Consider the following 23,348-nt stretch of genomic DNA (forward strand, 5'->3'; position numbering starts at 1 on the left):
GGTTCGTCGCGTACCGTCACCGGACGAGCCGCAAACGGCCTCGCTTCGCCGCCGCCACCAGCTCGGGCACGGTGCCGAGTTTGACCCGGGGACGCCCGGCGGCGCGGCCCCGTGCCAGTTCGGCCCGGTCGATGGCGGCGAGCCCCCGGGCGTCGACGAGCTGACGGGCGCGGCGGCGCGCGAGTCGCTCGAACGCTCTGTCCGTGCCCGACGGGGCGGGCAGGACGCCCGCGACGGCGTCGGCGAGAAGCGTGCCGATCGTCTCGGCGGCGCAGGTGCGGTTGGCTCCGATGCCGCCCGAGGGCCCGCGCTTGATCCAGCCGACGACATACGCGCCGGGCACCCCGGCCACCCTGCCTCCCTCGTGGGGCACGGTCCCGGTCGCCTCGTCGAAGGGCAGTCCAGGCACCGCCACTCCGCGGTAGCCGACCGCCCGCAGCACCAGCCCGGCTGGGATCTCCCGCTCCTGTGGACCCTCCGTCACCCGCGCACCCCGCACGGCGTCGTCGCCGACCACCGCCAACGGCGCGGAGTGGAACCGGAGCACGATGCGTCGCCCGGACCCCGGCGGACGTGCCCAGTCCACGGTCTCCCGGGCCACGCCCCGTAGCAGGGCCGCCTTCTCACGGGTGCCCGGCTCGGCGCCCTCGATCGCCGCCCCGGTCCGCGGGTCGTGGTCGTCGACCACCAGCCGCACACCGGACAGGTGGGTGAGCGCGAGCAGTTCGGACGCGGTGTACGCGGCGTCCTCGGGGCCACGTCGCCCGAGCAGGACCACCTCGCGCACCTTCGACGCGCGCAGGGCCGCGAGCGCGTGGTCGGCGATGTCGGTGCCGGCCAGCGTCTCCGGATCCATGACGAGGATGCGGGCCACATCGAGGGCGACGTTCCCGTTGCCGACCACGACGACCCGCTCGGCCGACAGGTCGATCGTGTCCGGCGCCGCCTCGGGGTGGGCGTTGTACCAGGACACGAACGTGGTCGCCGAGATGCTGCCCGTCAGGTCCTCGCCCGGGACGCCGAGCCGGCGGTCGGTCGAGGCGCCCACCGCGTACACGACCGCGTCGTGGTGCGCCGCGAGCTCCTCGACGGTGACGTCCTCACCGATCTCGACACCCAGGTGCATCCGTACCCGGGGGTGGTGGTGGAGGCGGGCGAACGTCTCGCCCACCTTCTTCGTCGAGGGGTGGTCGGGCGCAACGCCGTACCGTACGAGACCGCCGGCCACCGGCAGGCGGTCGATCAGGGTCACTTCGGCGTTGGTGTTCAGGAGCAGGTCCTCCGCCGCGTACATCCCGGCCGGGCCGGTGCCGACGACGGCGACCCGGATCGGCGCGAAGTCGGACGGCACACCACGCTCGAAGGCCGGCGCGCCCCAGGTGTGGAAGTTCGGCCCTGTGGCGGCCGGTTCGGCCTCCCGGTCGGCGAAGTACGCGGCGTTGACGGCCTCGTACTCCCGCTGCGTCGGGGAGAGGCTGTCCACCGGGAAGATCGCGTCGACGGGACAGGCGTCGGCGCAGGCACCGCAGTCGATGCACGCCTTCGGGTCGATGTGCAGCATCTCCGTGCTGCCGAACGCCCGCTCCTCGGGTGTCGGATGGATGCAGTTGACGGGGCAGACGGCGACGCACGTGGCGTCGCTGCAGCACGTCTGGGTGATGGCGTAGGTCATGTCGTCGGCTCAGCTCGGGTCGGCGGGTCGATGGGCGAGGCGCGTCAGATCAGGTGGGCGCGCTTGTAGAAGAAGAGCGCCGGTCCGGTGAGGAGACGGGCCGAGGCCAGGAACTCCATGAGGCCCGAGCAGCTGGACCGCATCAGCGACCGGTGGTGCTCGTTCGTCCGCGCCTCGTCGACGGCCCGCCGGGTGTCGAGGCCGGCGTGCGCGTAGACGTCGCGGTTCACCATGCTGGTGACGATGACGTACGAGGCGATCGCGATCACGAGCGCGTTGAGGTGCCGGCGCAGCGGGCCCGCGTGCCGCAGCCGCTTGCGGGTCTCGTCGCGGGCGAACTTCATGTGCCGCGACTCCTCGACGACATGGATGTTGTTGATGGTCCGGACGAAGGGCACGACCCGCTCGTCCCGCATCCAGTCGCGCTGCATGACGTCGAGGACCTCCTCGGCGACCAGGATCGCCGCGTAAGCGGCCTCGCCGAAGGCGACCGTCTTGAAGACGCGGCCCAGTTCGACCGCCGCCCGGCGGGGGCGGTAGGCCGGCGCCCCCAGCTTCGCGGCACCGCGGGCGAACATGATCGAGTGCCGGCACTCGTCGGCGATCTCGGTGAGCGCCCACTGGAACCGCGGGGAGGTCGGGTCCTTGGCGTAGATGTCCCGCAGCACCATCTGCTGGAGGATCATCTCGAACCAGATGCCCGTGCTGGCCACCGACGCGGCCTCCTGCCGCGTCAGCTCCTTGCGCTGCGCGTCGGTGAGTTCCTGCCAGTACGCCGTGCTGTAGAGCGTGCTCCACTCGGGGCTCGCTCCGTGGAAGTCCTTGTCGAGCGGCGTGTCCCAGTCCACCTCGACGACGGGGTCGTACGACAGCTTCGCGGCCGAGTCGAGCAGCCGCCGGGCGACGTCCTGCTCCGCGCTCCGGTCCCGGCTCTCCGTCCGGGCGGTGCTGCTTGCCATGGTGCGGCTCCTTGAATCGAGAGAGTTCGACCCGACGCCGGCCGGCTTCGCCGTTCCCGTCCCCGTGTGACGAGACCGAAGGCCACCGAGCGCCACCACGCTTGTTAGACGTGGCGTCTAGCAAGCTGTTAGACGGAACGTATAACAAGAGCGCCGTGCGGGCCTACCCCCGTGCGCCGAATTCCACGCGATCTCTCCACCCCCGCCGCGCGCCGACCCACCCATGAGGCAACCCCCGGCGTCGAGTTGCCGTCCTCCGGTGAAGAGAGGGGAGCCCGGGTCTCCCGAGAGCCGGCGCCCCGGCACTCCGGCGGCCCGCCCGGTCACCATGCCCCGGGGTGACCGCGCGGAACGACGACGCGATGCCCACCCTGACGCTGACGCCGGTCGCGGACGACGTCACCGAGGGCACGTCGCTGACCTGGCGGCTCCTGCTGTCCGAGGTCGCCGACGTGGACGTGAGCGGCCCGCTCGTCCTCCTGCCGGTCAGCGGTGGCGCCGAGCTGTCCACCGCGGATGTCGAACGGGGCTGCCTTGAGGAGAACTTCGGCGAGCTGCCGGAACAGCCTCTGTCGCTCTCGGGGATCTGGGAGTGCCCGACCATCTCGGTGAACGTGCCCGCCGGGCAGGCGAGCGCCGAGGTGAGGGTGCCGACGGTCAAGGACGCGGTGAGCGAGCCGACCGAGTCGCTGCGGGCCCGGCTGACCACGTACGACGCGGACTGGGAACCGCACGAGGGCCCGGGGTTCACGGGCTCGGTACGGGACGTTCCGTAGAACGGACTGTCCGAACGGACCGAACGGACCGAACGGACCTGACGGCGCCCGCGGCTCCGTGGCCGCGGCCGCCGTCCGGTCGGGAGGGCGAAGAGGCGTCAGGCCTTCTTGACCACGCTCGACTTGAGCTGCATGGGGCCGAACCCGTCGACCTTGCAGTCGATGTCATGCCCGTCCACGCCGTCCACCAGACGGATGTTGCGCACCTTGGTGCCCGCCTTGATGCCGCTCGGGCTGCCCTTGACCTTCAGCGTCCTGACCACGGTGACGGTGTCGCCGTCGGCGAGCACATTGCCGACCGCATCCTTGATCACCTTCGCGCCGCCGGTGCCGCCCGAGGTGGAGTCGGCGGAGGCGGACCACTCGTGGCCGCACTCCGGGCAGACCAGGAGTGCGCCCATCTCATAGGTGTACGCACTGGAACATCGGGGGCACGGCGGAAGATTCTCGGTCACACGGCCATTCTATTTCAGCCAGGGCGCCCCTACCCGCACTCCGTTGATCATGCTGGTGTCGGACGCCACGAGCCACACGTCACCAGCCATCGACGCCGTACAGCGAGGACCGCCCATGACCGACGCACCGCACTCCTTCCAGCTCCTCCCCGGAGCGCCGCACTCCCCGGTGCTCCTCCATGTGCCGCACTCCTCGCGCGAGCTGCCCCCGGACGTGCGCGACGGCATCGTGCTCGACGCCGAGGACCTCGCACGCGAGCTGGACCACATCACCGACTCCCACACGGAGCGGATCGCCGACCTGGCCGCCGGGGCCGCCGGCACGACCCCCTGGCGGTTCGTGAACCGGCTCTCGCGGCTGGTCGTCGACCCCGAGCGCTTCCCCGACGAGCGGGAGGAGATGACCGCCGTCGGGATGGGCGCGGTGTACACGCGCACCACGCACCGCGCCGAGCTGCGGCCGGACGGCTTCGACGCGCGGCCGCTCCTGGAACGGTACTTCGAGCCCTACGCGCGGGCCATGACCGCCGCCGTCGCCGATCGGCTGGCCACCGTGGGCCGGGCCGTGATCATCGACGTCCACTCGTACCCGACCGAGCCCCTGCCGTACGAGCTGCACGGTGACGGTCCGCGCCCGCCCATCTGCCTGGGCACGGACCGCCGGCACACACCGCCCGCGCTCCTCGCGTCGGCGCGGGCGGCGTTCGACGGCTTCGGCGGGATCGGCACGGACAGTCCCTTCGCGGGTACGTACGTGCCGCTGGAGCACTACGGCCGGGACACGCGCGTCAGTGCCCTCATGGTCGAGATCCGCCGGGACGTCTACATGAAGGAGCCGGGCGGCCCCGCCGGGCCGGGCCTCGAGGCGCTCGCCACGGCTCTGGCGGAGCTGGTCGACGCGGCGGGGAACACCGACTGAGACCTCAGCCCGAGGAGGCCACGGCGTTGCGCCACACCGTCAGGTCCAGGGTCATGTACTTGCTGGGGGACTCCTCGGCCGAGAAGCCCCGGACCGTGACGAGGCCCATGTGCCCCGTGCCGGTCGTGACGCACACCTGACGCCCGGGCGACAGCAGCTTCACGTCGACGTTCTCGGTGAAGCGGGTGTCCGCGCGGCACACGGCGAGCGACCCGTCCTGGCCGGGGTCGAGCAGGACGAGGCTTCCGCCCGAGCTCTCGGCGTCCAGGTAGCCACCGGTGTCGTAGGAGAGTTCGTACCCGCCGTCCTCGCCGTCCTGAGGCCGGACGTTCTCGTCCCCGAGGGTCAGGTGGTACCCGGCGGTGAGGTTGATGCCCTTGAAGTCGGAGGGCTTGGGCTCCGGCTTGGTGCTGGGCTTGGTGCTGGGCTTGGCTCCGGCGTCCGTGGTCGTGCCGCCCTGCCCGCCCTGCGAGGAGCTGCCGCCCTGCGTCGAACCGCTGCTCTTCGTCGCCTGATCCTTCTCCTTGAGCAGCATGTACGCCGTGCCACCCGCGGCGATGCCGAAGACCAGCGCGGCGGCGAGGGCGACGATCGGACCCCGCTTGCGCGGGGCCGCGGGCGGACGCGGCCCGGGCGGCACGGGCGCGCCGGGGAACCGGGGCGCCTGCGGGCCGTTGTGCGTCGGCGGGTAGGCGTATCCAGGAGCCGGTGTCGGTGTCGGGACCGGTCCGGTGGCGCCGGGAGCCGGGGTGGCGTGAGGCGCGGGGCCAAAGCCCGGAGGCGGCGGGGTGGCGTGCGCGGCGGGGCCGTAGCCGGTGGGCGGCGGGGTGGCGGGCCCCGTGGGGTTGTGGGCGGGGGCCGGCGCGGCGTGCGCGGTGGGCGTGTAGCCCGTGGGCGGCGGGGTGGCCGGTGCCGTGGGGGTGTAGACCGGAGGCGGCGGAGTCCGGTCGACGGCCGGGGCGGGAGCAGCCGTACGTACGGTGATGTCGGCGGCCACCGTGCCCGGCAGCCAGTCCTCGGGGCGTCGCAGCACCGTCTCGGCGTTCGCGGCCTGGCAGAGGCTGATGATCTCGGCGATCGACGGCCTCGCGGCGGGGTCCTTGGCGAGCGCGCGGCCGACCAGCTCCCTCAACCGCTCGGGCACCGCGCTGAGATCGGGCTCCTGATGGACGATCCGGTACAGGACGCCGTGCGAGGTCCCCTCGCCGAACGCCGGCACCCCCGTCGCCGCGTACGCCGCGACCTGGCCGAGCGCGAAGATGTCGGTGGCCGGGGTGATCCGGCCGCCCTCCGCCTGCTCGGGAGCCATGAACGTCGGCGTGCCGATGGTGACGCCGCTGCCGGTGAGCGAGGTCGCGTCGGCGGCGTAGGCGATGCCGAAGTCGATGACGCGGGGACCGTCGGCGGCGAGCAGGACGTTCGACGGCTTGAGGTCGCGGTGCACGATGCCCGCGCCATGGATGACGTGCAGTGCCTCGGCCATACCGGCGACCAGCAGCAGGACCGTCTCGACGGGCAGCGCCCCGTGGGCGACGACGGCGTCGGCGAGCGAGGGCCCGGGCACGTACGCGGTCGCGAGCCAAGGTCGTTGGCCGTCGGTGTCGGCATCGATGACGGGCGCGGTGAACAGCCCCTGCACCCGCTGCGCCGACTTCACCTCCTGCGCGAACCGGCGCCGGAACTCGGGATCGTCACCGAACTCGGACCGGATCACCTTGATGGCGACGGGCCGCCCACCGGGCGTGTACGACAGGTACACCTTGCCCATGCCGCCGGCGCCGAGCCTCGCGGCCAGGCGGTAGCCCGCGACGGTGGTCGGGTCGTCCCCGGCCAGCGGCTGGAAAATCTGCGACGCGTCGCCATGGCCGGGCTGCTGACCACTCATCAACTCATGTCTCCCACACAGAACCCCGTTGTCGTCGGGCACCCTATCCAAACCGGTGCCGTCCATGCCCCTCGGTCCGCATGAGCTGTGGGCCCGGCAGCCCCGACCTCGTTCCGGCGGGCTCAGTCGTCCTCCGGTTCCTGCGTTTCGCGCAGGGCCGTGCGGACCGACCAGATCACCGACACCAGCGGCACCGCCACCACCGCACCCACGATGCCCGCCGCGATCGTCCCCGCGATCACCGAGATCGCGACGACGAGGGGGTGCAGCCGTACCGCCCAGCTCATGACGAGCGGATGCAGCAGATGACCCTCGATCTGGCCGATGACCACGATCAGGCCGACCACGATCGCCGCCACCACCGGGCCCTTCGAGGCGAGCGCGACGATCGCGGCGACCGCCAGCGCGACCGGCGAACCGATCAGCGGGACGAAGGCGGCCATGAACTCCAGCAGGGCGAGCGGGACCGCCAGAGGGACCCCCAGAAGCCAGAGCGCGAGACCGACGAGGATCGCGTTCACCGCCGCCACCAGCACGATTCCGTGGGTGTAGCCGGTGAACGTGCGCCAGGCCGCGCGGCCGCCGATCGCGACGCGCTCCCGTACCGACCGCGGCAACTGCGTCTGGAGCCAGCTCCACTGACGGTCCCCGGAGTGGATGAAGAACACCGAGCAGAACAGCGCCAGGGCCAGTGTGGTGAGCACGGCCACCAGGTGATGCGCTCCGCTCAGCGCCCTGCTGATCAGGGTCGAGCGGTGGCTCGACAGATACTCCTCCAGCTTGGCCTGCACGTTCGAGAGGGCGTCCGGGTTCAGCCGGAACGGCGGCCGCTCCAGCCAGGTCTCGATCCGTTCGACGCCGTCCCGGAACTCGCGTACCAGCGTCGTCCGCTCGCCCTCCACCGCCTCGCCGACCAGCGCGAGCACGCCGAGGACGAGTGCGATGCTGCCGAGAAGCGTGAGGGTGACCGCCAGCGGGCGGGGCAGCCCCCGGGCGACCAGATCGGCGACCGGGCGCAGCAGAGCGGTGATCACCAGACCGAGGAAGACCGCCACCCCGATCTCGTGGAAGCGTCCGAGCAGCGCGAACAGGCTGTACACCGCGCCTCCGACGACGAGCAGCCGCCATGCGTAGGCGGCGGCGGTGCGGAGGAACGGGACCACCGACGGTGGTGTGCCTTGCTGCATGGCCAACGACGTACCACCGCGGACGCGGCGGACCACGCCCGAGCCCCGACATTCGCCCGAGTTCGGGGCCAGGGAGGTCCGGACGGGCGAATACGCGGAGAACCCCCGGCCCCGGCCGGTGTCGTCACTGCGGCTGTTGGCCCGTGCCGGTGAGTATCGAGGGATGGGCATCGTCCTGCCGGTCCTGTTCGCGGCGCTCGCCGCGTTCAGCAATGCGCTCGCCACGGTGCTTCAACGCCGTGCCGCGCTCACCGTCCCCCAGTCGGACTCCTTCCGGCCGGGACTGATCCTCGATCTGCTGCGGCGACCGCTGTGGCTGGCCGGAATCCTCGCGGTGATCGCGGCCGGGGTCGGGCAGGCGGCGGCCCTGGCGACCGGTCCGCTGTCGCTCGTGCAGCCGCTGTTCGTGCTCGAACTGCCGCTCGCGCTGCTGATCGCCACGCTGCTGACACGGGAGCGGCTGCCTAAGGCGCTCTGGCCGGCCGTGGCAGGAGTGGTGGGTGGGCTCGGGCTCGCGCTCGTGGCGGCCTCACCCAGCGGGAACCGTACGCATGTGGAGCTGGAGCGCTGGATTCCCGCGCTCGTGGTGAGCTGCGTCGCGGTGGTGGTGCTCGCCGCGGCCGGTCTGCGCAGGCCACCGGGCCGCGCCCGCGCCGGATGCCTGGGTGCCGCCACGGCGATCTGTTACGCGCTCACCGCGGCCCTGATGAAGGCGGCCATGCACATCCTCGACGACGGTGGCCTGGGTGCGTTCCTGACGACCTGGCAGACGTACGCCTTCTGCGTGACAGGGATCGCCGCGCTTCTGCTGCTCGAACACGCCATGCAGGGCGGGCCGCTCGTCGCCTCGCAACCGGCGCTGACCCTGGGGGACGCCACGGTGAGTCTCATGCTGGGAGTGCTGCTGTACGAGGAGCATGTACGGGGCGGGTGGTGGCTCCTGCCGGAGATGCTCGGCGTCGGCCTGATCGTGTTCGGTGTGTTCGCGCTGGCACGGGGCGGGGTGAGCACGTCGTGACGACCTCGCATCGGGGGAGCCGCCCGGGCTACAAGTCGGCGGCAGCGGTCTTCGCCATCGGCATGGCCGGCACGACGCTGCCCACACCGCTGTACGGGTTGTACCGAGAGGAGATCGGCTTCTCCGAGCTGATGGTGACGGTGATCTTCGCCAGTTACGCCGTGGGCGTGATCGCCACCTTGCTGCTGGTCGGCAACTACTCGGACGAGGCGGGGCGCCGCCCCGTCCTGTTCTGCGCGCTCGGCCTGGCCGCGGCGAGTGCGGGGTGCTTCCTCCTCGAGGGTGGTCTGCCGTTCCTCTTCGCCGGCCGGCTGCTGTCGGGATTCTCCGCCGGGCTGCTGAGCGGGGCGGGCACGGTCACCGTGCTGGAGCTGGCGAGACCGGAACGGAAGTCACGCGCGGGCTTCGCCGCGACCGCCGCGAACATGGGCGGACTCGGTTGCGGCCCTCTGCTGTCCGGACTGCTGGCCGAGTACGCGCCGATGCCGCTGACCCTGCCGTTCCTGACCCACCTCGGGCTGGTGTGCGTGGCCTGCGTCATCGTCCTGCTGCTGCCGGAGACGGTCGCCCACGCCCGCCTGCGGACCCGGCCCCGGCCGCCGGGTCTGTACGTACCGCCCCAGGTGCGCGGTGTCTTCGCTCCCTCGGCGCTCGCAGCCTTCGCCGGGTTCGCGCTCCTCGGCCTGTTCACCGCGGTGGCGCCGAGCTTCGTCGCCCAGACCCTCGACATCACCAACCTGGCCGTTTCGGGTGCCGTGGTCTTCTCGGTGTTCCTCGCCTCGACAGTGGGGCAGTCGTTGACGGGGAAGCTGCCGGCGAGAGCCGCCCTGCCGCTCGGCTGTCTCGTCCTCGTGGTCGGTCTTCTGCTCGTCGGCGCATCCCTCTGGGCCGAGGCGCTGCCGCTTCTGGTGGCCGGCGCGACCTGCGGCGGGCTCGGCCAGGGCCTCTCCTTCCGAGCCGCCCTCACCGCCGTGGGGGACGCGGCACCGCCCGCGCACCGGGCGGCGACGATCTCCTCGTTCTTCGTCGTCGCCTACACGGGCATCTCCCTGCCGGTGGTGGGTGTGGGCGCGTTGACGATGTGGGTGGGTCTGGACGCCGCCGGGCTGATCTTCACCGCCTGCGTCACGGTGCTCGCCGCGACGACCGGTGTCCATCTGGCGCGGCGGAAGGCGTGATGTCGCGGTCAGGGCAGATCGACGTGGACGTTCGTCGACTTCACCCGTGCGGTGACGGTGACCCCGACGGCGAGATCGAGTTCCTCGACGGACTCCCGGGTCACGAGCGAGACCAGCCGATGCGGACCGGACTGGATCTCGACGAGCGCGGCCACGTCGTCGACCCGGACCGAGGTCACGATCCCCACGAACGAGTTGCGCACGGATGTGGAGACCTCGTCGTCCGCCACCGCGTACACCCCGGAGCCCCGCTCCTTGGCGAAGGCGGCCAGACTCACCCCGTCGATCACCCGGTTGCCCGCACCGTCCCGGTCCACACGCAACCGCCCACCGTCGGCCCACCGGCGAACGGTCTCAGAACTCACTCCGAGCAGCTGCGCTGCCTGCCCAATGCTGTACGACGGCACGGAGGGAACTCTAGGCCACCGCTCTGCTTCGAGGCGGAGCGGGAGGCCGTGCGCCGTCGTCCCCCGATCGCACCAACCGGGCGCCACCCGGAGTGCTCGGATCACCCCGTTCATGAAGGATGTGGGCAATGACGAACGCGGACACGAGCACGGATTCTCGCGCCGGCGGATCCCCACCCGTCGCCAAACTGACCCTCCTCACGCTGACCGCCATGGTCGTCGGATCCATGGTCGGCGCCGGGGTGTTCTCGCTGCCGAGCCGGTTCGCGCAGGAGACCGGGGTCGCGGGGGCGCTCATCGCCTGGGCGATCGCCGGTGTGGGCATGCTGATGCTCGCCTTCGTCTTCCAGACGCTCGCGGTGCGCCGACCGGACCTGGACGCGGGTGTGTACGCGTACGCGAAGGCGGGCTTCGGCGAGTACCTGGGCTTCTTCTCGGCCTTCGGCTACTGGGCGAGCGCGTGCGTCGGGAACGTGACGTACTGGGTTCTGATCATGTCGACGATCGGCGCGATCGCCCCCGCGCTCGGCGAGGGTGACACCGCCCTCTCGATCGTCCTCTCCTCCGTCGGCCTGTGGGCCTTCTTCTTCCTCATCCGGCGAGGCGTGAAGGAGGCGACGGCGATCAACAGGATCGTGACCGTCGCCAAGCTCGTGCCCATCATCGTCTTCATCATCCTGGCGCTGTTCTACTTCGAACCGTCCGTGTTCGCGGACAACTTCGGCGGAGCCGACTACGCCGGCTCCCTCTTCAGCCAGGTCCGCGGGACGATGCTCGCCACCGTCTTCGTCTTCCTCGGGGTCGAGGGCGCCAGCGTCTACTCCCGGCACGCCAAGCGCCGGGAGGACGTCGGGAAGGCCACCGTCCTCGGCTTCCTCAGCGTCTTCGCGATCTTCGCCTCGGTCACCATCGTGTCGTACGGGATCCTCCCGATGGGCGAGATCGCCGAACTGCGCCAGCCCTCGATGGCCGGCGTCCTGGAGGCCGCCGTCGGCACCTGGGGCAAGGTCTTCGTCAGCGTCGGCCTCATCATCTCCGTGCTCGGCGCCTATCTCGCCTGGACCCTGATGGCCGCCGAGGTGCTCTTCGTCGCCGCCAAGGACAAGGACATGCCGCGCTTCCTGGGGCGCTCCATCGGCGACGACGTACCCGCGCCCGCGCTGCTGATGACCACCTCCCTCAGCCAGATCGTGCTTGTCGTCACCGCCTTCTCCGACGACGCCTTCAACTTCGCCCTCGACCTGACCAGCGCGCTCAGCCTTATTCCGTTCCTGCTGGCCGCCGCGTTCGCCGTGAAGATCGCGCTGCTGCCGCAGCGGGAGAAGGTCACGGGGCGGAGCACGCGGTGGGAACTCGTCGTGGCCGTCCTGGCCACGGTCTACACGGCCTTCCTCCTCTTCGCGGCCGGGCTCAAGTTCGTCCTCGTCTCCTTCATCATCTACGCGCCGTCCACCTTCCTGTTCGTCAAGGCCCGGCGCGAACAGAACCGGCGCCTGTTCTCTCCGGCCGAGGCCGTCCTCTGTGCCGTCTCCGTCGTCGGTGCCGGCATCGGCATCGCCGCGCTCGCCGTCGGCTGGATCGAGCTCTGACCGGTCGAACCACCCACGTACCCGCACCCGCAGCTTCCTCCGGAAAGGCGCACGCACCATGACGGGCAACGACACCACCCCCTCCCCGCGCAGCCTCGGAGTCCACTCCGAGGTGGGAAGGCTCCGCAAGGTCCTGGTCTGTTCGCCCGGCCTCGCCCACCGCCGGCTGACTCCGACCAACGCCGACGATCTGCTCTTCGACGACGTGATGTGGGTGGAGAACGCCCAGCGCGACCACGCCGACTTCGTCAACAAGCTGACCCAGCGCGGCGTCGAGGTTGTCGAACTGCACAACCTGCTCACCGAGACCATGGCGATTCCCGAGGCGAAGGCCTGGCTGCTCGACCGGAAGATCGTCGCGAACGAGGTGGGCCTCGGCCTCCTCGACGACACCCGTGCCTTCCTCGACGCCCTCGCCCCGCGCCGGCTGGCCGAGTACCTCGTCGGGGGCCTGTCGACCACCGATCTCCCGGACGACTTCCGCTCCGGCTATGTCGCTCTCGCCCGCGAGGCGACCGGCGTACGCGAGTACCTGATGCCACCACTGCCCAACACCCTCTACACCCGCGACACCACCTGCTGGCTGTACGGCGGTGTCACCCTGAACCCGCTCTACTGGCCCGCGCGCCACGGCGAAACCCTCCTGATGAAGGCCGTCTACACCTTCCACCCCGACTTCAAGGACGCCACCGTCTGGTGGGGCGACCCGGAACAGGACTGGGGCCAGGCCACCTTCGAGGGCGGCGACATCATGCCCGTCGGTAACGGCGTCGTCCTCATGGGCATGAGCGAACGCACCTCACGCCACGCCATCACCCAGGTCGCCGCCTCCCTCTTCGCCGACGGCGCCGCCACACACGTCGTCGTCGCCGGAATGCCGAAGCTGCGCTCCGCGATGCACCTCGACACCGTCTTCACCTTCGCCGACCGCGACATCGTCACCCTCCACCCGAAGATCATGGACGCGGTCCACACCTTCTCCCTGCGGCCCGGCGACAAGGCCCCCGGCGTCGAGGTCACCGACGAGGGCACCACGCCCTTCGTCGAGGTCGTCGCCAAGGCCCTCGGCCTGCCCGAGCTCCGGGTGATCGAGACCGGCGGCGACGTGTACGCCTCCGAGCGCCAGCAGTGGGACAGCGGCAACAACGCCGTCGCCCTCGAACCCGGTGTCGTCTTCACCTACGACCGCAACACCCAGACCAACACGCTGCTGCGCAAGGCGGGCGTCGAGGTCGTCACGATCGTCGGCGCGGAACTCGGCCGGGGACGCGGTGGCGGGCACTGCATGACCTGCCCCCTGATCCGCGACGCCGTCGACTTCTGACACGCCAGGGCCCGCCTCCGTGACGGGGCGGGGCCCGGGGCGTCCTCATGACGTATTCCGGAGGCGGGTGACCGCTATTGGGTGCCGGCGAGCTGCTCGGCCAGTTCCTTCTCGTCCGCGTCGCTCAGCGAGGTCTTCAGGACCGTGCCACCGTGCGGCTGCATGGCCACCGTGAACTTGTCGTCCGTGAGCTTCGACGTCATGATCACCACGGCCGCCGAACCCGGCTTGAGCAGGTTCTGCACCTGCTGCCGGAACCGGTCGTCGAGACCGGACTTGCTGAGCTTGCCGATCAGCCCGCCGACCGCCGCGCCGGTCAGCAGTCCGACCCCGGGCAGCAGGAACAGCAGGCCGAAGATCGCGCCCCACACCGCTCCGGACGTGACCGACGCACCCACGATGCGGCTCGGCGTGTCCACGTGCGTTTCGCCGTCCGCATCGACGGAGACCACCGCGAGGCCGTTCAGATGGACCACGTAGTCGCGCTGGAGGTCCTGGACCGTCGTGAAGGCGTCCCGGGCCACTGCCGGGTCGTCGTATCCGATGACGATGAGCTCAGACACTCGTGCCTCCAAGGGAACAGGCCAATGGAAAGAACGATATGTCCGAATGAGGGGAGTGGCATGTCGTACGCTCCCGGTCAGCGCAGTTGGCGGCGGACCAGCTCGTGGAAGAGTCCGCCCGTGTCGGCGAGCAGTTCGGCGGGGGTGCCCTGCTGGACGATCCGGCCGTCCGCCATGGCGATCACACGGTCGGCGTCCATGATCGTGGAGAGCCGGTGGGCGATCACGACACGGGTCGCCTTCAGGGCGCGGGTGGACTCGATCACCACCCGCTGGGCCTCGTTGTCCAGCGCGCTGGTGGCCTCGTCGAAGAAGAGGACGCGCGGCCTGCGGATGAGGGCCTGGGCGATCATCAGCCGCTGACGCTGTCCGGCGGAGATGGTGCCCCCGCCGTCGGACAGCATGGTGTGCATCCCCATCGGCATGGCCTTGATGTCCTCGGCCAGACCCGCCATCGTGGCCGCCGCCCACACGTCCTCGAGCGGGAACGGCTCCGTGCCGCAGATGCAGTCGAGGATCGAGCCCGAGAAGGGCTGGGCGTTCTGCAGGACGACACCGCACTGGCGGCGCACGGCCGCCTGGTCGAGCGCCGCCAGGTCCTGACCGTCGTACCGCACGCTGCCGGACATCGGCTTGTCGAAGCCGATGAGCAGCCGCAGGAGCGTCGACTTGCCGCAGCCGCTCGCCCCGACGACGGCGACGAACTCGCCGGGCCGCACCTGGAAACTGACGTCGTCGAGGACGAGGGGGCCGTCGTCCGAGTACCGGTAGGAGAGGTTCTGGGCCTCCATGGCGCCGCTCAGCTCGCCCGGCGGGGTGCTGGAGCCGCGTACCTCGGGGGCCTCCCGGAAGACCGGCTTGACCTGCTCGAACATCGGCTGGACGGCGGCGGCCGACAAGAGCGCGCCGGTCAGCTGCGTGACCGAGGACAGCATCATCGTCACGGCGGTGCTGAAGGTGAGGAACTCGCTCGCGGACATGGAGCCCCGGGCCGGTCCGGCCAGCAGCATGAACATCACGAGGGTGCACAGCGGCAGACAGACCGCGTTGAGGACGGTGACGACGTTCTTCAGACGGCCGACCTTCTGCTGCAGCTCACGGGTGCGGGCGAACTCGTCGGCCCACGCGGCGTAGGCGAAGCTCTCGGCCCCGGCCACACGCAGCTTGGGCAGGCCGCGCAGGGTCTGGAACGCCTGGTTGTTGAGCTTGTTGCCGATCTTGATCAGCTGCCGCTGGTAACGCAGCTGCCACAACCCCAGGCTCAGGAACACGGCCGCGATGACGAGCAGCATGGCGAGCGCGACCAGCGCGAGCGGCACGCTGTAGACGAGCAGCAGCACCAGGTTCATCGTGCCGACGGTGCCCGCCTGGACGACGACCGGGCCGATACCGGAGAGCACCCGGCGAATGGAGCTGATGCCCATCGCCGCACTGGCCAGTTCACCGGTGGAACGGCCCGCGAAGAACCTCGTCGGCAGCCGCAGCAGCCGGTCCCACACCGCGGGCTGCAAGGTGGCCTCGATCCGGCCCTCCATCCGCAGGATGGAGACGTTCTGCAGCAGCATGAACGCGGCGGACACGACGCTGGTGGCGAGGATCGCCAGCGCGGTCTGCACGATCAGGCCGTTCTCGGCGTTGGGTACGTACTCGCCGAGCACCTTGCCGGTGGCGATGGGCACCAGCGACCCCAGGCCGACCGCGACGAGCCCGCCCAGCAGGAGACTCCGCAGCTCCGTGCGGGTGCCCCGCACACTGAAGCGCAGGAGCGACGGCAGGCCCAGCGGCCTGTCGGGCAAGGGGCGGTACAGCATGACGGCGCGCGCTTCGAAGTACTCCTCGTTGTCCTTGCCGATGCGCTCCCGCTCGCCGGTGGCCGGGTCGACGGCCTCGTACCGGCCGCGCCGCCAGAGCAGGGCGACCGGGGTCGCGTCCTCCTCGCGGTAGCCGACCAGGGGTCCGCCGTACTCCTGCCACCACTTGCCGCTCAGCCTGATGACACGGGTGCGGATCCGCGAGGCGAGCGCGATGCGCTCGACCGGGTCGAGACGGGCGGAGACGGCGCCCGCCTCGGTCGGTTCGGACAGGGTGATACGTGCTTCGTCGGCGACCAGCCGGCAGACGGCGTAGGTCGCGTCGTCGCCGGCGCGGCCGCGCGCGCCCTTGCCGGAGCGGCCGATGGAGTCGAGGAGCGCCTGGTCCGCCTGCGTGCGGGCGGCCTCGCCGGCCTGGATGCCTGCCGCCGTACGGTCCTCGTGGGCGCGCTCGAGCTGCTCGATCCAGGTGTCCAGGGCGTACAGCAGGCGGTACTGCTGGTCGACCATGCCGTGCCACATCGCCTGGTCGACGAGCAGGGTGCCGGGGGAGTCTTCTCCGTACCCCCCGTCCCCGCCGTATCCCTCGTACGCCGCGCCGTACTGCACGCTGCCGGGGACGATCTGCATCCAGAGGATGTCGTCGTCCGCCCCGACCTGGCCGGTGGAGGTGGCGGGGCCGCCCAGCGGTGCCTGGTACAGCACGCGCAGACCACGGCCGATGCCGAGCGCGAAGGCGTGTTCCAGCGGGCTCAACCGGGGCTCGACGGCGCCGTACTGGGTCTGCTCGCCGGACCATTGATTCGCCGCCCACTGGCCGGCGGGGAACGACAGCTCCCTCAGCTCGACACGGCGCAGCAGGCAGCCTTGCAGGGGGCGGCCGATCAGGGTGTGCTCGGGGCCCTCGACGGGACCGAGCAGCAGGGTGCCCGCCTCCAGCCGGCCCAGGAAGTGCCAGGGGCCAAGCTGGGCGCTGTCCACGGCGAACAGGTCCATGGCGCCGTCGACGACGAGCCACAGCACGTGCGGGCCTTCGAGGGAGATGCTGCGCATCCCGGAGCAGTCGACCGCTGAACCCAGCCCGCCGAGCGCCGCGACGACCGGGTCGTGCACGAAGCCGGCATGCCGTCCGTCGATGACGACCGCCGGTTGCCCGCCGGTGGCTGCCGCGTCCTGGCCGCCGGCCACCGCGTCCTGACCGTTCCCGTGCACCGGGGTGTGGGCGTCGCGGACCGTGGGCTGATGAGGGAACGTCACCTCAGTGCTCCTTGACCAGTTCGGCGTACGGGCCCTGCGCCGCGACCAGATACTCGTGCCGTCCGCGCTCCACGACCGTGCCCCGGTCGAGCACGACGATCTCGTCGCTGTCGCGCACCGTGCTCAGCCGGTGGGCGATGACCACGCAGGCGCAGCCGCGGCGCCGCAGGTTGTCGATGATGAGCTGCTCGGTCGCCGCGTCGAGGGCGCTGGTCACCTCGTCGAGGACCATGATGCTCGGCCGGCGCACCAGCGCCCTGGCGATCTCCAGACGCTGGCGCTGGCCGCCGGAGAAGTTGCGTCCGTCCTGCTCCACACGGCTGTGGATGCCGCCGGGACGCCGGGCGACCACGTCGTACACGGCGGCGTCCTCCAGGGCGGCGACCACGGCCTCGTCCGGGACGGAGGGGTCCCACAGCGCGACGTTGTCGCGGACGGTCCCCTCGAAGAGGAAGACGTCCTGGTCCACGAAGGAGACCGAGGCGGCCAGCGCGCTGCGCGGGATGTCCTCCAGCCGCATTCCGTCGATGCGGATGGCGCCCTCCCAGGGGGCGTAGAGGCCGGAGATCAGCCGGGAGACGGTGGACTTGCCGCTTCCGGAGCCGCCGACCAGCGCGACCTGCTGCCCGGGGCCGACCGAGAGCGAGAAGCCCTTCAACAGCGGGGCGTCCAGCGGGCTGTAGCCGAAGGTGATGTCGTCCAGCTCCACATGGCCCTTGAGCCGGCGGGTCCGGGCGGCGGGCTCGCGTCGCGTGTACACCGGATCGACGGGGAAGTTCTCCACGTCCTTGAGACGGGCGACGTCGGCGGCGAAGTCCTGGATCCGGCCGGCCACGCCGTTGAGGCGGGTGATCGGCGCGGTGAAGCTGGTCACCAGGGCCTGGAAGGCGACGAGCAGACCGACGGAGAGATGGCCCTCCACCGCCCGCAGGCCGCCGATCATCAGGATCAGCGCGCTGTTGAGCGCGGCCAGGGTCGGGGCGACGACCGCCAGCCACGCGCTGGGCATGCCGAGCCGCTGCTGGACGTCGAGCGTGATCGCGTGCTGCCCGGCCCAGCGGCGGAAGAAGCCGTTCTCGCCGCCGGTGGCCTTCATCGTCTCGATGAGCTGGAGACCGCTGTACGAGGTGTTGGTCAGCCGGGCGCTCTCGGCGCGCAGCTTCTGGGTGTTGGTGGCCCGCAGGTGGATCACGACCCGCATGGCCACGACGTTGAGCAGGGCGATCAGCACGCCGACGACCGTGAGCTGAGGGTCGTACGTCCACAGCAGCACCGCGTAGAGCAACACCACGACGGCGTCCACGCCCGCCGCGGCCAGGTCGCGCGCGAGGGTCTCGGCGACCGCGTCGTTGGACTGCAGGCGCTGCACCAGGTCGGCCGGGTTGCGCTGCGAGTAGAAGCTGATGGGAAGTCTGAGCAGGTGCCGCAGGAAGCGGGCGCTGCCCAGGGTCGAGGAGATGATCCGCCCGCGCAGCAGATTGGCCTGCTGCACCGCGGTGAGCGTCGCGGTGAGGACGAGGGTGGTCGCCATCGCCACGAAGAGGACGCCCAGCAGGGAGGTCTGGCTCCCGATGAGGAACATGTCGATGTACGTACGGCTCAGCGCGGGCACCCAGGCACCGACGGCCACCAGCAGGAGGCTGGAGATCACGGCGGCGGCCATCGTGCCGGCCGTGCCGCGCAGGCGGGCGGGCATGGCGCTCATGACGCCCGGCTTGCGCCCACCGCGGCGGAAGCCGGCGCCGGGCTCGAAGGTGAGCACGATGCCGGTGAAGCTGGTGTCGAACTCGTCCATGGGGACGAACCGGCGGCCCTTGCCGGGGTCGTTGACGTACACGCCCCTGCGGCCGAAGCGCCGGCCCATGCCGTCGTAGACGACGTAGTGGTTGAACTCCCAGAAGAGGATCGCCGGGGCACTGACCTCGGCCAGCGCGGCCAGGTCCATCTGCATTCCCTTGGCCTGGAGCCCGTAACCGCGCGCCGCCTTCAGGAGGTTGCTCGCCCGGGAGCCGTCGCGGGAGACGCCGCAGGCGATGCGCAGCTCCTCCAGGGGAACGAAGCGGGAGAAGTGGCCGAGCACCATGGCGAGGGCGGCGGCGCCGCACTCCACGGCCTCCATCTGGAGCACGGTGGGGGTACGGACGGTCCGGGGCTTCCTGCCCTTGGGGGCGGGACGGCGACGGCGCTCGGCGGGCGGGAGCCGGCGGGCCGAGGAGCGGGACCGTGAGCGGGCGCGGCTCCCGGCGGACTCCTGGGGCGCCTCCCTGCGGGCGCTCACGGCAGCAGCCAGTCGACGGGGCGCTGCGCGGAGAGATGGACGGCGCCGGTGACCGGCGTACCGGAGTCGATGGCGTTCGGGGGACCGTCCGTGGAGGACCAGGTGTAGCCGGACTTGGTCGCGGTGGAGCGTTCCAGGGTCACGAGCACCGCGATCGGGTTGCCCTGCCGGGAGAACTGTGCGGCGAGTCCGCTGTCGCCGAGGAAGTTGCCGATCTGCGCCTGCGTCTGGGGCGCGCGGCCCACCGCCTTCACACGGCCGCGCAGCACTCCGAACCGGCTTCGGGGGGCGGACTGGACGCTCAGGTCCACCGAGGCGCCCACCTGGATCGCCGACGCGCTGTCGCCGGGCATGTAGAGCATCGCCACCAGCGGATCGTCGGGACGCGTCACCCGCTCCACCGTCGCCACGTCGGCGCCGGTGGTGACGACCGAACCCATCCTGGCGAACAGGGTGGTCACCCGGCCGTCGGCGACCGCGCGCACGGGCCGGTCGCCCTGCTCCGTACGGACGGTGAGAAGCGCCGTCCCGGCGGACACGGACGTGCCCTCCTCGACGAGGACGTCGGTCACCTGTCCGGCGACGGGGCTCTGCAGCAGGTAACTGCCCTCGGCTCGGGTGAGGATGCCGGGCGCGCTCTGCTTGGACGACACCGTGCCGGTGATCGCCCAGAAACTCGCGATCGCCATGACGACGACCGTGACGACCAGCACGAGGCGGCCCTGCGGGCGCGCGAAGCGTACGGGGACGTCGAGTTCTTCGGGCGATTGCAGCTTGGAAAGTGCCTTTTGGCGGAACTGCACGGACTATTCCTTCAACTGCATTTGTTTCGGTTCGGCACGGGGGAGGCCATGAACCCCGGAACCGGGCAGGTTCCGGGGTTCATGGGCGATATTCCGCTCAGAGACCGGCGAGACCGGTGACGGCGGAGGCGTTCACCGAAAGGCCGGTGACGTTGGAGGCCAGGCCGGGGACGCCGGCGACGAGGCCCTCGACACCCTGAACGGTCTGGAGGGAGGTGACGGCGCCAAGGACGTTGGTGACGTCGCTGGTCGCAGCGCCGGCGACGCCGCCGGAGATGCTGACGAGACCGCCGGAAACGGCGTCCAGCTCGGTGTCGGCGATCTCGCGGGTCTCAAGGTCGTTACGCATGATGCGCACCCTTCATTTGTTGGGGGGGGGGAATCCATTCCTGCGGCCATTCAGCAGGCCGTGATCCGGCCGTACTTCACGACTGCCGCAGCGCGGTGATCCAAGCACGCGAACGGGCTACCCGGCCAATTCTGTTGACGCCCTCACGTGCGCGGTTGTGTACCTCGGACAGCAGCCGTGCAGCTAATTTCACCGAACGGTGACACCTTCTCCGCAGGAACGAGTAACAGATCCGGGCGACCTTTCGCGTGCCGGGTATCAAACGGACAGAGCCGCACCACACGGACGGGATCCACCGGTGGGATCGAGGAGCAATGAAGGGGGCGCATCCAGGTCACGCGCACGATGTGCAGGTTTTCGACAGGTGCGATGACTTGATGGAGAGGGTGCGCCCACCGCGATATCCGACCCGGGGGCTCCCGGTGCCTACCCGATGTCGACGACCCGTGCCCAGTCGGGCGGCGAGTCGGGGACGTAGTCGGGATCGTCCTCGTCCCACGAAGGGTGTGACCGCCTCGGGAACAGCCCCACCACCGTCCGGCAGGGAGGCCGGGAGTCCGGCCACGGTGTCTGACCGTCGGTCAGGACCACGACCACATCGGGCGCCGGCCGCGCCTTGAGCGCCCTGGCGAAGCCCGTCCGCAGATCCGTACCCCCGCCGCCCATCAGCGGGATTCCCTCGGAGCTGCACAGCGGGTGCACGAAGTCGGCCGCGGCATCGCACGGCAGCACGCTGACGAGGTCCCGACGGCCGCCCACGGCGCGGGAGATGGCGGCGACCTCGAGGAGCGCACTGCCCAGCTCGGCGTCGCTGACGGAGGCGGAGGTGTCGATGACCACGGACACCCGGGGCGGCATCCGCCGCAGGCTCGGCAGCACCACGCCCGGCAGCCCGGCCGACCGCCGGGCCGGCCGGCCGTACGTGTAGTCCTCTCCGGCGCCGGAGGCGGACGCCGCCGAGCGGATGGCCGCCCCCAGCAGGTCTCGCCACGGCTGGGGAGGATGGAACGCCTCCTCCGCCCATCGCTGCCACGCCTTCGAGGCGTTGCCCGGACGGCCGGTGATGCCCTGCGCCACCCGGAACCGGACCGCGTCCCGCTCCTGCGCACTGAGCCCGTGCGCACCGTCCGGCCCGAGTTCCCACTCCCTGTCGAGACCGTCGGCGCCGCTGCCGCAGTCCAGCCAGGCATGCTCCAGCGTCCGCGCCCCGAGGGAGAACTGGCCCAGATAGTCCTCCATGAGCTGTCCGGGATCGAGCCCCAACGTCCCGGGCATGACGGCGCCTTCGGGCCGGACCAGACCGTCGCCGAACACGTCGTCGTTGATCTCGCAGTCCGCGGCGATGTTCATCCGCAGCCGCTCCCCGGGGCCCGTCAGTCCCTGCGCCCGCGCGACCCGGTCACCGCGCCCGTGATGGTCGCGCAGCAGATGCGAGACCTCGTGGACCCATACCCCGGCCAGTTCCTCCACGGGGGTTCGGTCGACGAACGCCGGTGAGACGTAGCACCGCCAGTACCGGTCGACGGCCATCGTCGGCACCCGCGTCGACTCCACGGTGTGCAGGGCGAACAGCGCCGACGCCAGATAGGGCCGCGCCCGCGCGGCCTGCAGCCGGGCGGCGAACAGCTTCTCGCGGTCCAGGGCCCTCTCCGCCCCGGATGCGCCCGCGCTCAACGGCCGGCCTGTGTGGCGAGCGCGGCCCGGGCCCCGGCCCGGTCGGCGCGCCGGGACAGGGACACCGCTCCGGCGAGCCGTTCGATGGACTCCGGTACGTCCCACTCCTCCTGGCGCAGCGAGGCGAGAGTGGTCGCGGGAACGACCACCAGGTCAGGGGCTCCCGTCTCCATCGCCCGCACCAGGAGCGCCCACGCCGCGTCCCAGCGGGTCTTCTCCGGGCGGGTGCGCACCGCGGCGACCACGCCGTCGAGCACGGCCTGGCGGAGATCTCCGCGCTCGGGCAGGACGGCGCTCTCCGGGTCGGCGAGCAGCATCTCGGGATCCGGGAGGTCCAGCCGGTCCAGACTCGCGAGCAGTTCAAGGCCCGGACCGTCGCCGACGGTTCCCCTGACCAGCATGGAGAGAACGTCCCGGGAGGAGCCGGCCGCGGTGGCGAAGGCGATCAGATGCAGCGTCATCTCCCAGCTGCGCGGCGACGGCCAGGGTCCGCCCCTGCGGGTCTCGTTGCTGGGCAACAAGTGGACGAGCTTGGGGCGGGCGGTGAGCAGCCCGCACACGGCGCGGCGGGCGAAGGCCACGGCCTCCGGCATCTTCGCCGCGTCGAGCCGGGGAAGCGTCGCCCGGGGCCAGGTCCCCCCGAGCCCGCGGACGACGACCTCGTGGTCGTGGACCCACTGAAGATGGACGAACCGGTTGGCCAGGGGCGGGCTCAGCTCCCAGCCGTCGGCCGCCGAGGCCCGTGGGTTGGCGGCGGCCACGATGCGTACCCCGGGCGGCAGCCGGAGGGCCCCGATGCGCCGTTCGAGGACGAGGCGGAGCAGGGCGGCCTGCACGGCCGGCGGGGCGGTGGACAGTTCGTCGAGGAACAGCAACCCCCGGCCGGCCCGTACGAGCCGTACGGCCCAGTCCGGCGGTGCCATCGGGACACCCTGTTCCGCCGGATCGTCGCCGATGATCGGCAGGCCGGCGAAGTCCGACGGCTCGTGCACGCTGGCGATCACGGTGGTCAGCGGCAGATCGAGGGTCTCCGCGAGCTGGGTGAGGGCCGCGGTCTTGCCGATCCCGGGCTCACCCCACAGGAGCACGGGCAGGTCGGCGGCGACGGCCAGGGTGAGGGCCTCCAGCTGGGGGTCGGGGCGTGGTTCGGTGGTGGTGTCGCGCAGAAGGGTCAGCAGGTCGCCGGCGACGTCGAGTTGGGACGGGGCGTATGAAGGCATGGGTGATCACCTGAGGGCTCGTCG

General features: G+C 71.2%; 19 protein-coding genes. 6 read left to right on the forward strand and 13 right to left on the reverse strand.

The window, feature by feature from the left end:
• Positions 1–16: 16 nt before the first annotated feature.
• Together ACFC0D_RS07940 and ACFC0D_RS07945 are read right to left on the reverse strand one after the other, a co-directional pair.
• Positions 17–1,672 carry an FAD-dependent oxidoreductase gene (locus ACFC0D_RS07940; protein WP_376432255.1) on the reverse strand — a complete coding sequence of 552 codons (1,656 nt, stop codon included), beginning with the start codon at positions 1,670–1,672 and terminating at the stop codon, positions 17–19.
• Between the two features lie 44 nt (positions 1,673–1,716).
• Positions 1,717–2,631, reverse strand: coding sequence for a diiron oxygenase (locus ACFC0D_RS07945; RefSeq protein ID WP_376432257.1), 915 nt, complete (start codon positions 2,629–2,631; stop codon positions 1,717–1,719).
• 338 nt (positions 2,632–2,969) lie between these two features.
• Between ACFC0D_RS07945 and ACFC0D_RS07950 the strand changes: the two genes are divergently transcribed.
• Positions 2,970–3,407 (forward strand): hypothetical protein, encoded by a 438-nt coding sequence (locus ACFC0D_RS07950; RefSeq protein ID WP_376432259.1) that lies wholly within the window; start codon positions 2,970–2,972, stop codon positions 3,405–3,407.
• Between the two features lie 98 nt (positions 3,408–3,505).
• Here the strand turns inward: ACFC0D_RS07950 and ACFC0D_RS07955 are convergent, their stop codons facing one another.
• A complete protein-coding gene (locus tag ACFC0D_RS07955) occupies positions 3,506–3,862 on the reverse strand; it encodes a zinc ribbon domain-containing protein YjdM (RefSeq protein ID WP_376432261.1) in 357 nt (118 codons plus the stop codon).
• Between the two features lie 115 nt (positions 3,863–3,977).
• Here ACFC0D_RS07955 and ACFC0D_RS07960 point away from each other — a divergent pair, with 115 nt between their 5' ends.
• Positions 3,978–4,781, forward strand: coding sequence for an N-formylglutamate amidohydrolase (locus ACFC0D_RS07960; RefSeq protein WP_376432263.1), 804 nt, complete (start codon positions 3,978–3,980; stop codon positions 4,779–4,781).
• Between the two features lie 4 nt (positions 4,782–4,785).
• Here the strand turns inward: ACFC0D_RS07960 and ACFC0D_RS07965 are convergent, their stop codons facing one another.
• Positions 4,786–6,666, reverse strand: a complete 1,881-nt coding sequence (locus ACFC0D_RS07965) for a serine/threonine-protein kinase (RefSeq protein ID WP_376432265.1) — start codon at positions 6,664–6,666, stop codon at positions 4,786–4,788.
• A gap of 122 nt (positions 6,667–6,788) precedes the next feature.
• A complete protein-coding gene (locus ACFC0D_RS07970; protein ID WP_376432267.1) occupies positions 6,789–7,853 on the reverse strand; it encodes an AI-2E family transporter in 1,065 nt (354 codons plus the stop codon).
• 163 nt (positions 7,854–8,016) lie between these two features.
• Here ACFC0D_RS07970 and ACFC0D_RS07975 point away from each other — a divergent pair, with 163 nt between their 5' ends.
• Positions 8,017–8,871, forward strand: coding sequence for a DMT family transporter (locus ACFC0D_RS07975; RefSeq protein WP_376432269.1), 855 nt, complete (start codon positions 8,017–8,019; stop codon positions 8,869–8,871).
• Positions 8,868–10,049: an MFS transporter gene (locus ACFC0D_RS07980; RefSeq protein ID WP_376432271.1), complete on the forward strand. Its 1,182-nt coding sequence runs from the start codon at positions 8,868–8,870 to the stop codon at positions 10,047–10,049. Before ACFC0D_RS07975 ends, ACFC0D_RS07980 begins: the two co-directional genes overlap by 4 nt.
• Positions 10,050–10,057: 8 nt before the next feature.
• On the opposite strand, the gene ACFC0D_RS07985 is transcribed toward ACFC0D_RS07980, so the two are convergent.
• On the reverse strand, positions 10,058–10,456 hold the full coding sequence (locus tag ACFC0D_RS07985; RefSeq protein WP_376432273.1) for a molybdopterin-binding protein: 399 nt from the start codon (positions 10,454–10,456) through the stop codon (positions 10,058–10,060).
• Between the two features lie 128 nt (positions 10,457–10,584).
• Here ACFC0D_RS07985 and ACFC0D_RS07990 point away from each other — a divergent pair, with 128 nt between their 5' ends.
• Together ACFC0D_RS07990 and ACFC0D_RS07995 are read left to right on the forward strand one after the other, a co-directional pair.
• Positions 10,585–12,045: a basic amino acid/polyamine antiporter gene (locus tag ACFC0D_RS07990; protein ID WP_376432275.1), complete on the forward strand. Its 1,461-nt coding sequence runs from the start codon at positions 10,585–10,587 to the stop codon at positions 12,043–12,045.
• A 58-nt stretch (positions 12,046–12,103) separates the two neighbouring features.
• Complete coding sequence (locus tag ACFC0D_RS07995) at positions 12,104–13,369, forward strand: arginine deiminase (RefSeq protein ID WP_376432277.1); 1,266 nt, start codon at positions 12,104–12,106, stop codon at positions 13,367–13,369.
• Between the two features lie 74 nt (positions 13,370–13,443).
• On the opposite strand, the gene ACFC0D_RS08000 is transcribed toward ACFC0D_RS07995, so the two are convergent.
• The 7 genes from ACFC0D_RS08000 to ACFC0D_RS08030 form a co-directional block, all read right to left on the reverse strand.
• A complete protein-coding gene (locus ACFC0D_RS08000; protein WP_376432280.1) occupies positions 13,444–13,932 on the reverse strand; it encodes a DUF1269 domain-containing protein in 489 nt (162 codons plus the stop codon).
• Positions 13,933–14,009: 77 nt separating this feature from the next.
• Positions 14,010–16,880: an NHLP bacteriocin export ABC transporter permease/ATPase subunit gene (locus ACFC0D_RS08005; protein WP_376432454.1), complete on the reverse strand. Its 2,871-nt coding sequence runs from the start codon at positions 16,878–16,880 to the stop codon at positions 14,010–14,012.
• A 121-nt stretch (positions 16,881–17,001) separates the two neighbouring features.
• Positions 17,002–19,278: an NHLP family bacteriocin export ABC transporter peptidase/permease/ATPase subunit gene (locus ACFC0D_RS08010; RefSeq protein WP_376432282.1), complete on the reverse strand. Its 2,277-nt coding sequence runs from the start codon at positions 19,276–19,278 to the stop codon at positions 17,002–17,004.
• Complete coding sequence (locus ACFC0D_RS08015; protein ID WP_376432284.1) at positions 19,275–20,081, reverse strand: HlyD family efflux transporter periplasmic adaptor subunit; 807 nt, start codon at positions 20,079–20,081, stop codon at positions 19,275–19,277. Before ACFC0D_RS08015 ends, ACFC0D_RS08010 begins: the two co-directional genes overlap by 4 nt.
• Positions 20,082–20,178: 97 nt before the next feature.
• The gene (locus ACFC0D_RS08020; protein WP_376432286.1) at positions 20,179–20,430 is read right to left on the reverse strand and encodes a hypothetical protein; all 252 of its coding nucleotides are present in this window, start codon (positions 20,428–20,430) and stop codon (positions 20,179–20,181) included.
• A 426-nt stretch (positions 20,431–20,856) separates the two neighbouring features.
• Positions 20,857–22,104, reverse strand: a complete 1,248-nt coding sequence (locus tag ACFC0D_RS08025; RefSeq protein WP_376432288.1) for a VWA-like domain-containing protein — start codon at positions 22,102–22,104, stop codon at positions 20,857–20,859.
• Complete coding sequence (locus tag ACFC0D_RS08030; protein WP_376432290.1) at positions 22,101–23,324, reverse strand: AAA family ATPase; 1,224 nt, start codon at positions 23,322–23,324, stop codon at positions 22,101–22,103. The genes ACFC0D_RS08025 and ACFC0D_RS08030 overlap by 4 nt, the downstream gene beginning before the upstream one ends.
• Positions 23,325–23,348: the final 24 nt, after the last annotated feature.

Source organism: Streptomyces sp. NPDC056222 (genome assembly GCF_042264065.1).
Lineage (GTDB): Bacteria > Actinomycetota > Actinomycetes > Streptomycetales > Streptomycetaceae > Streptomyces.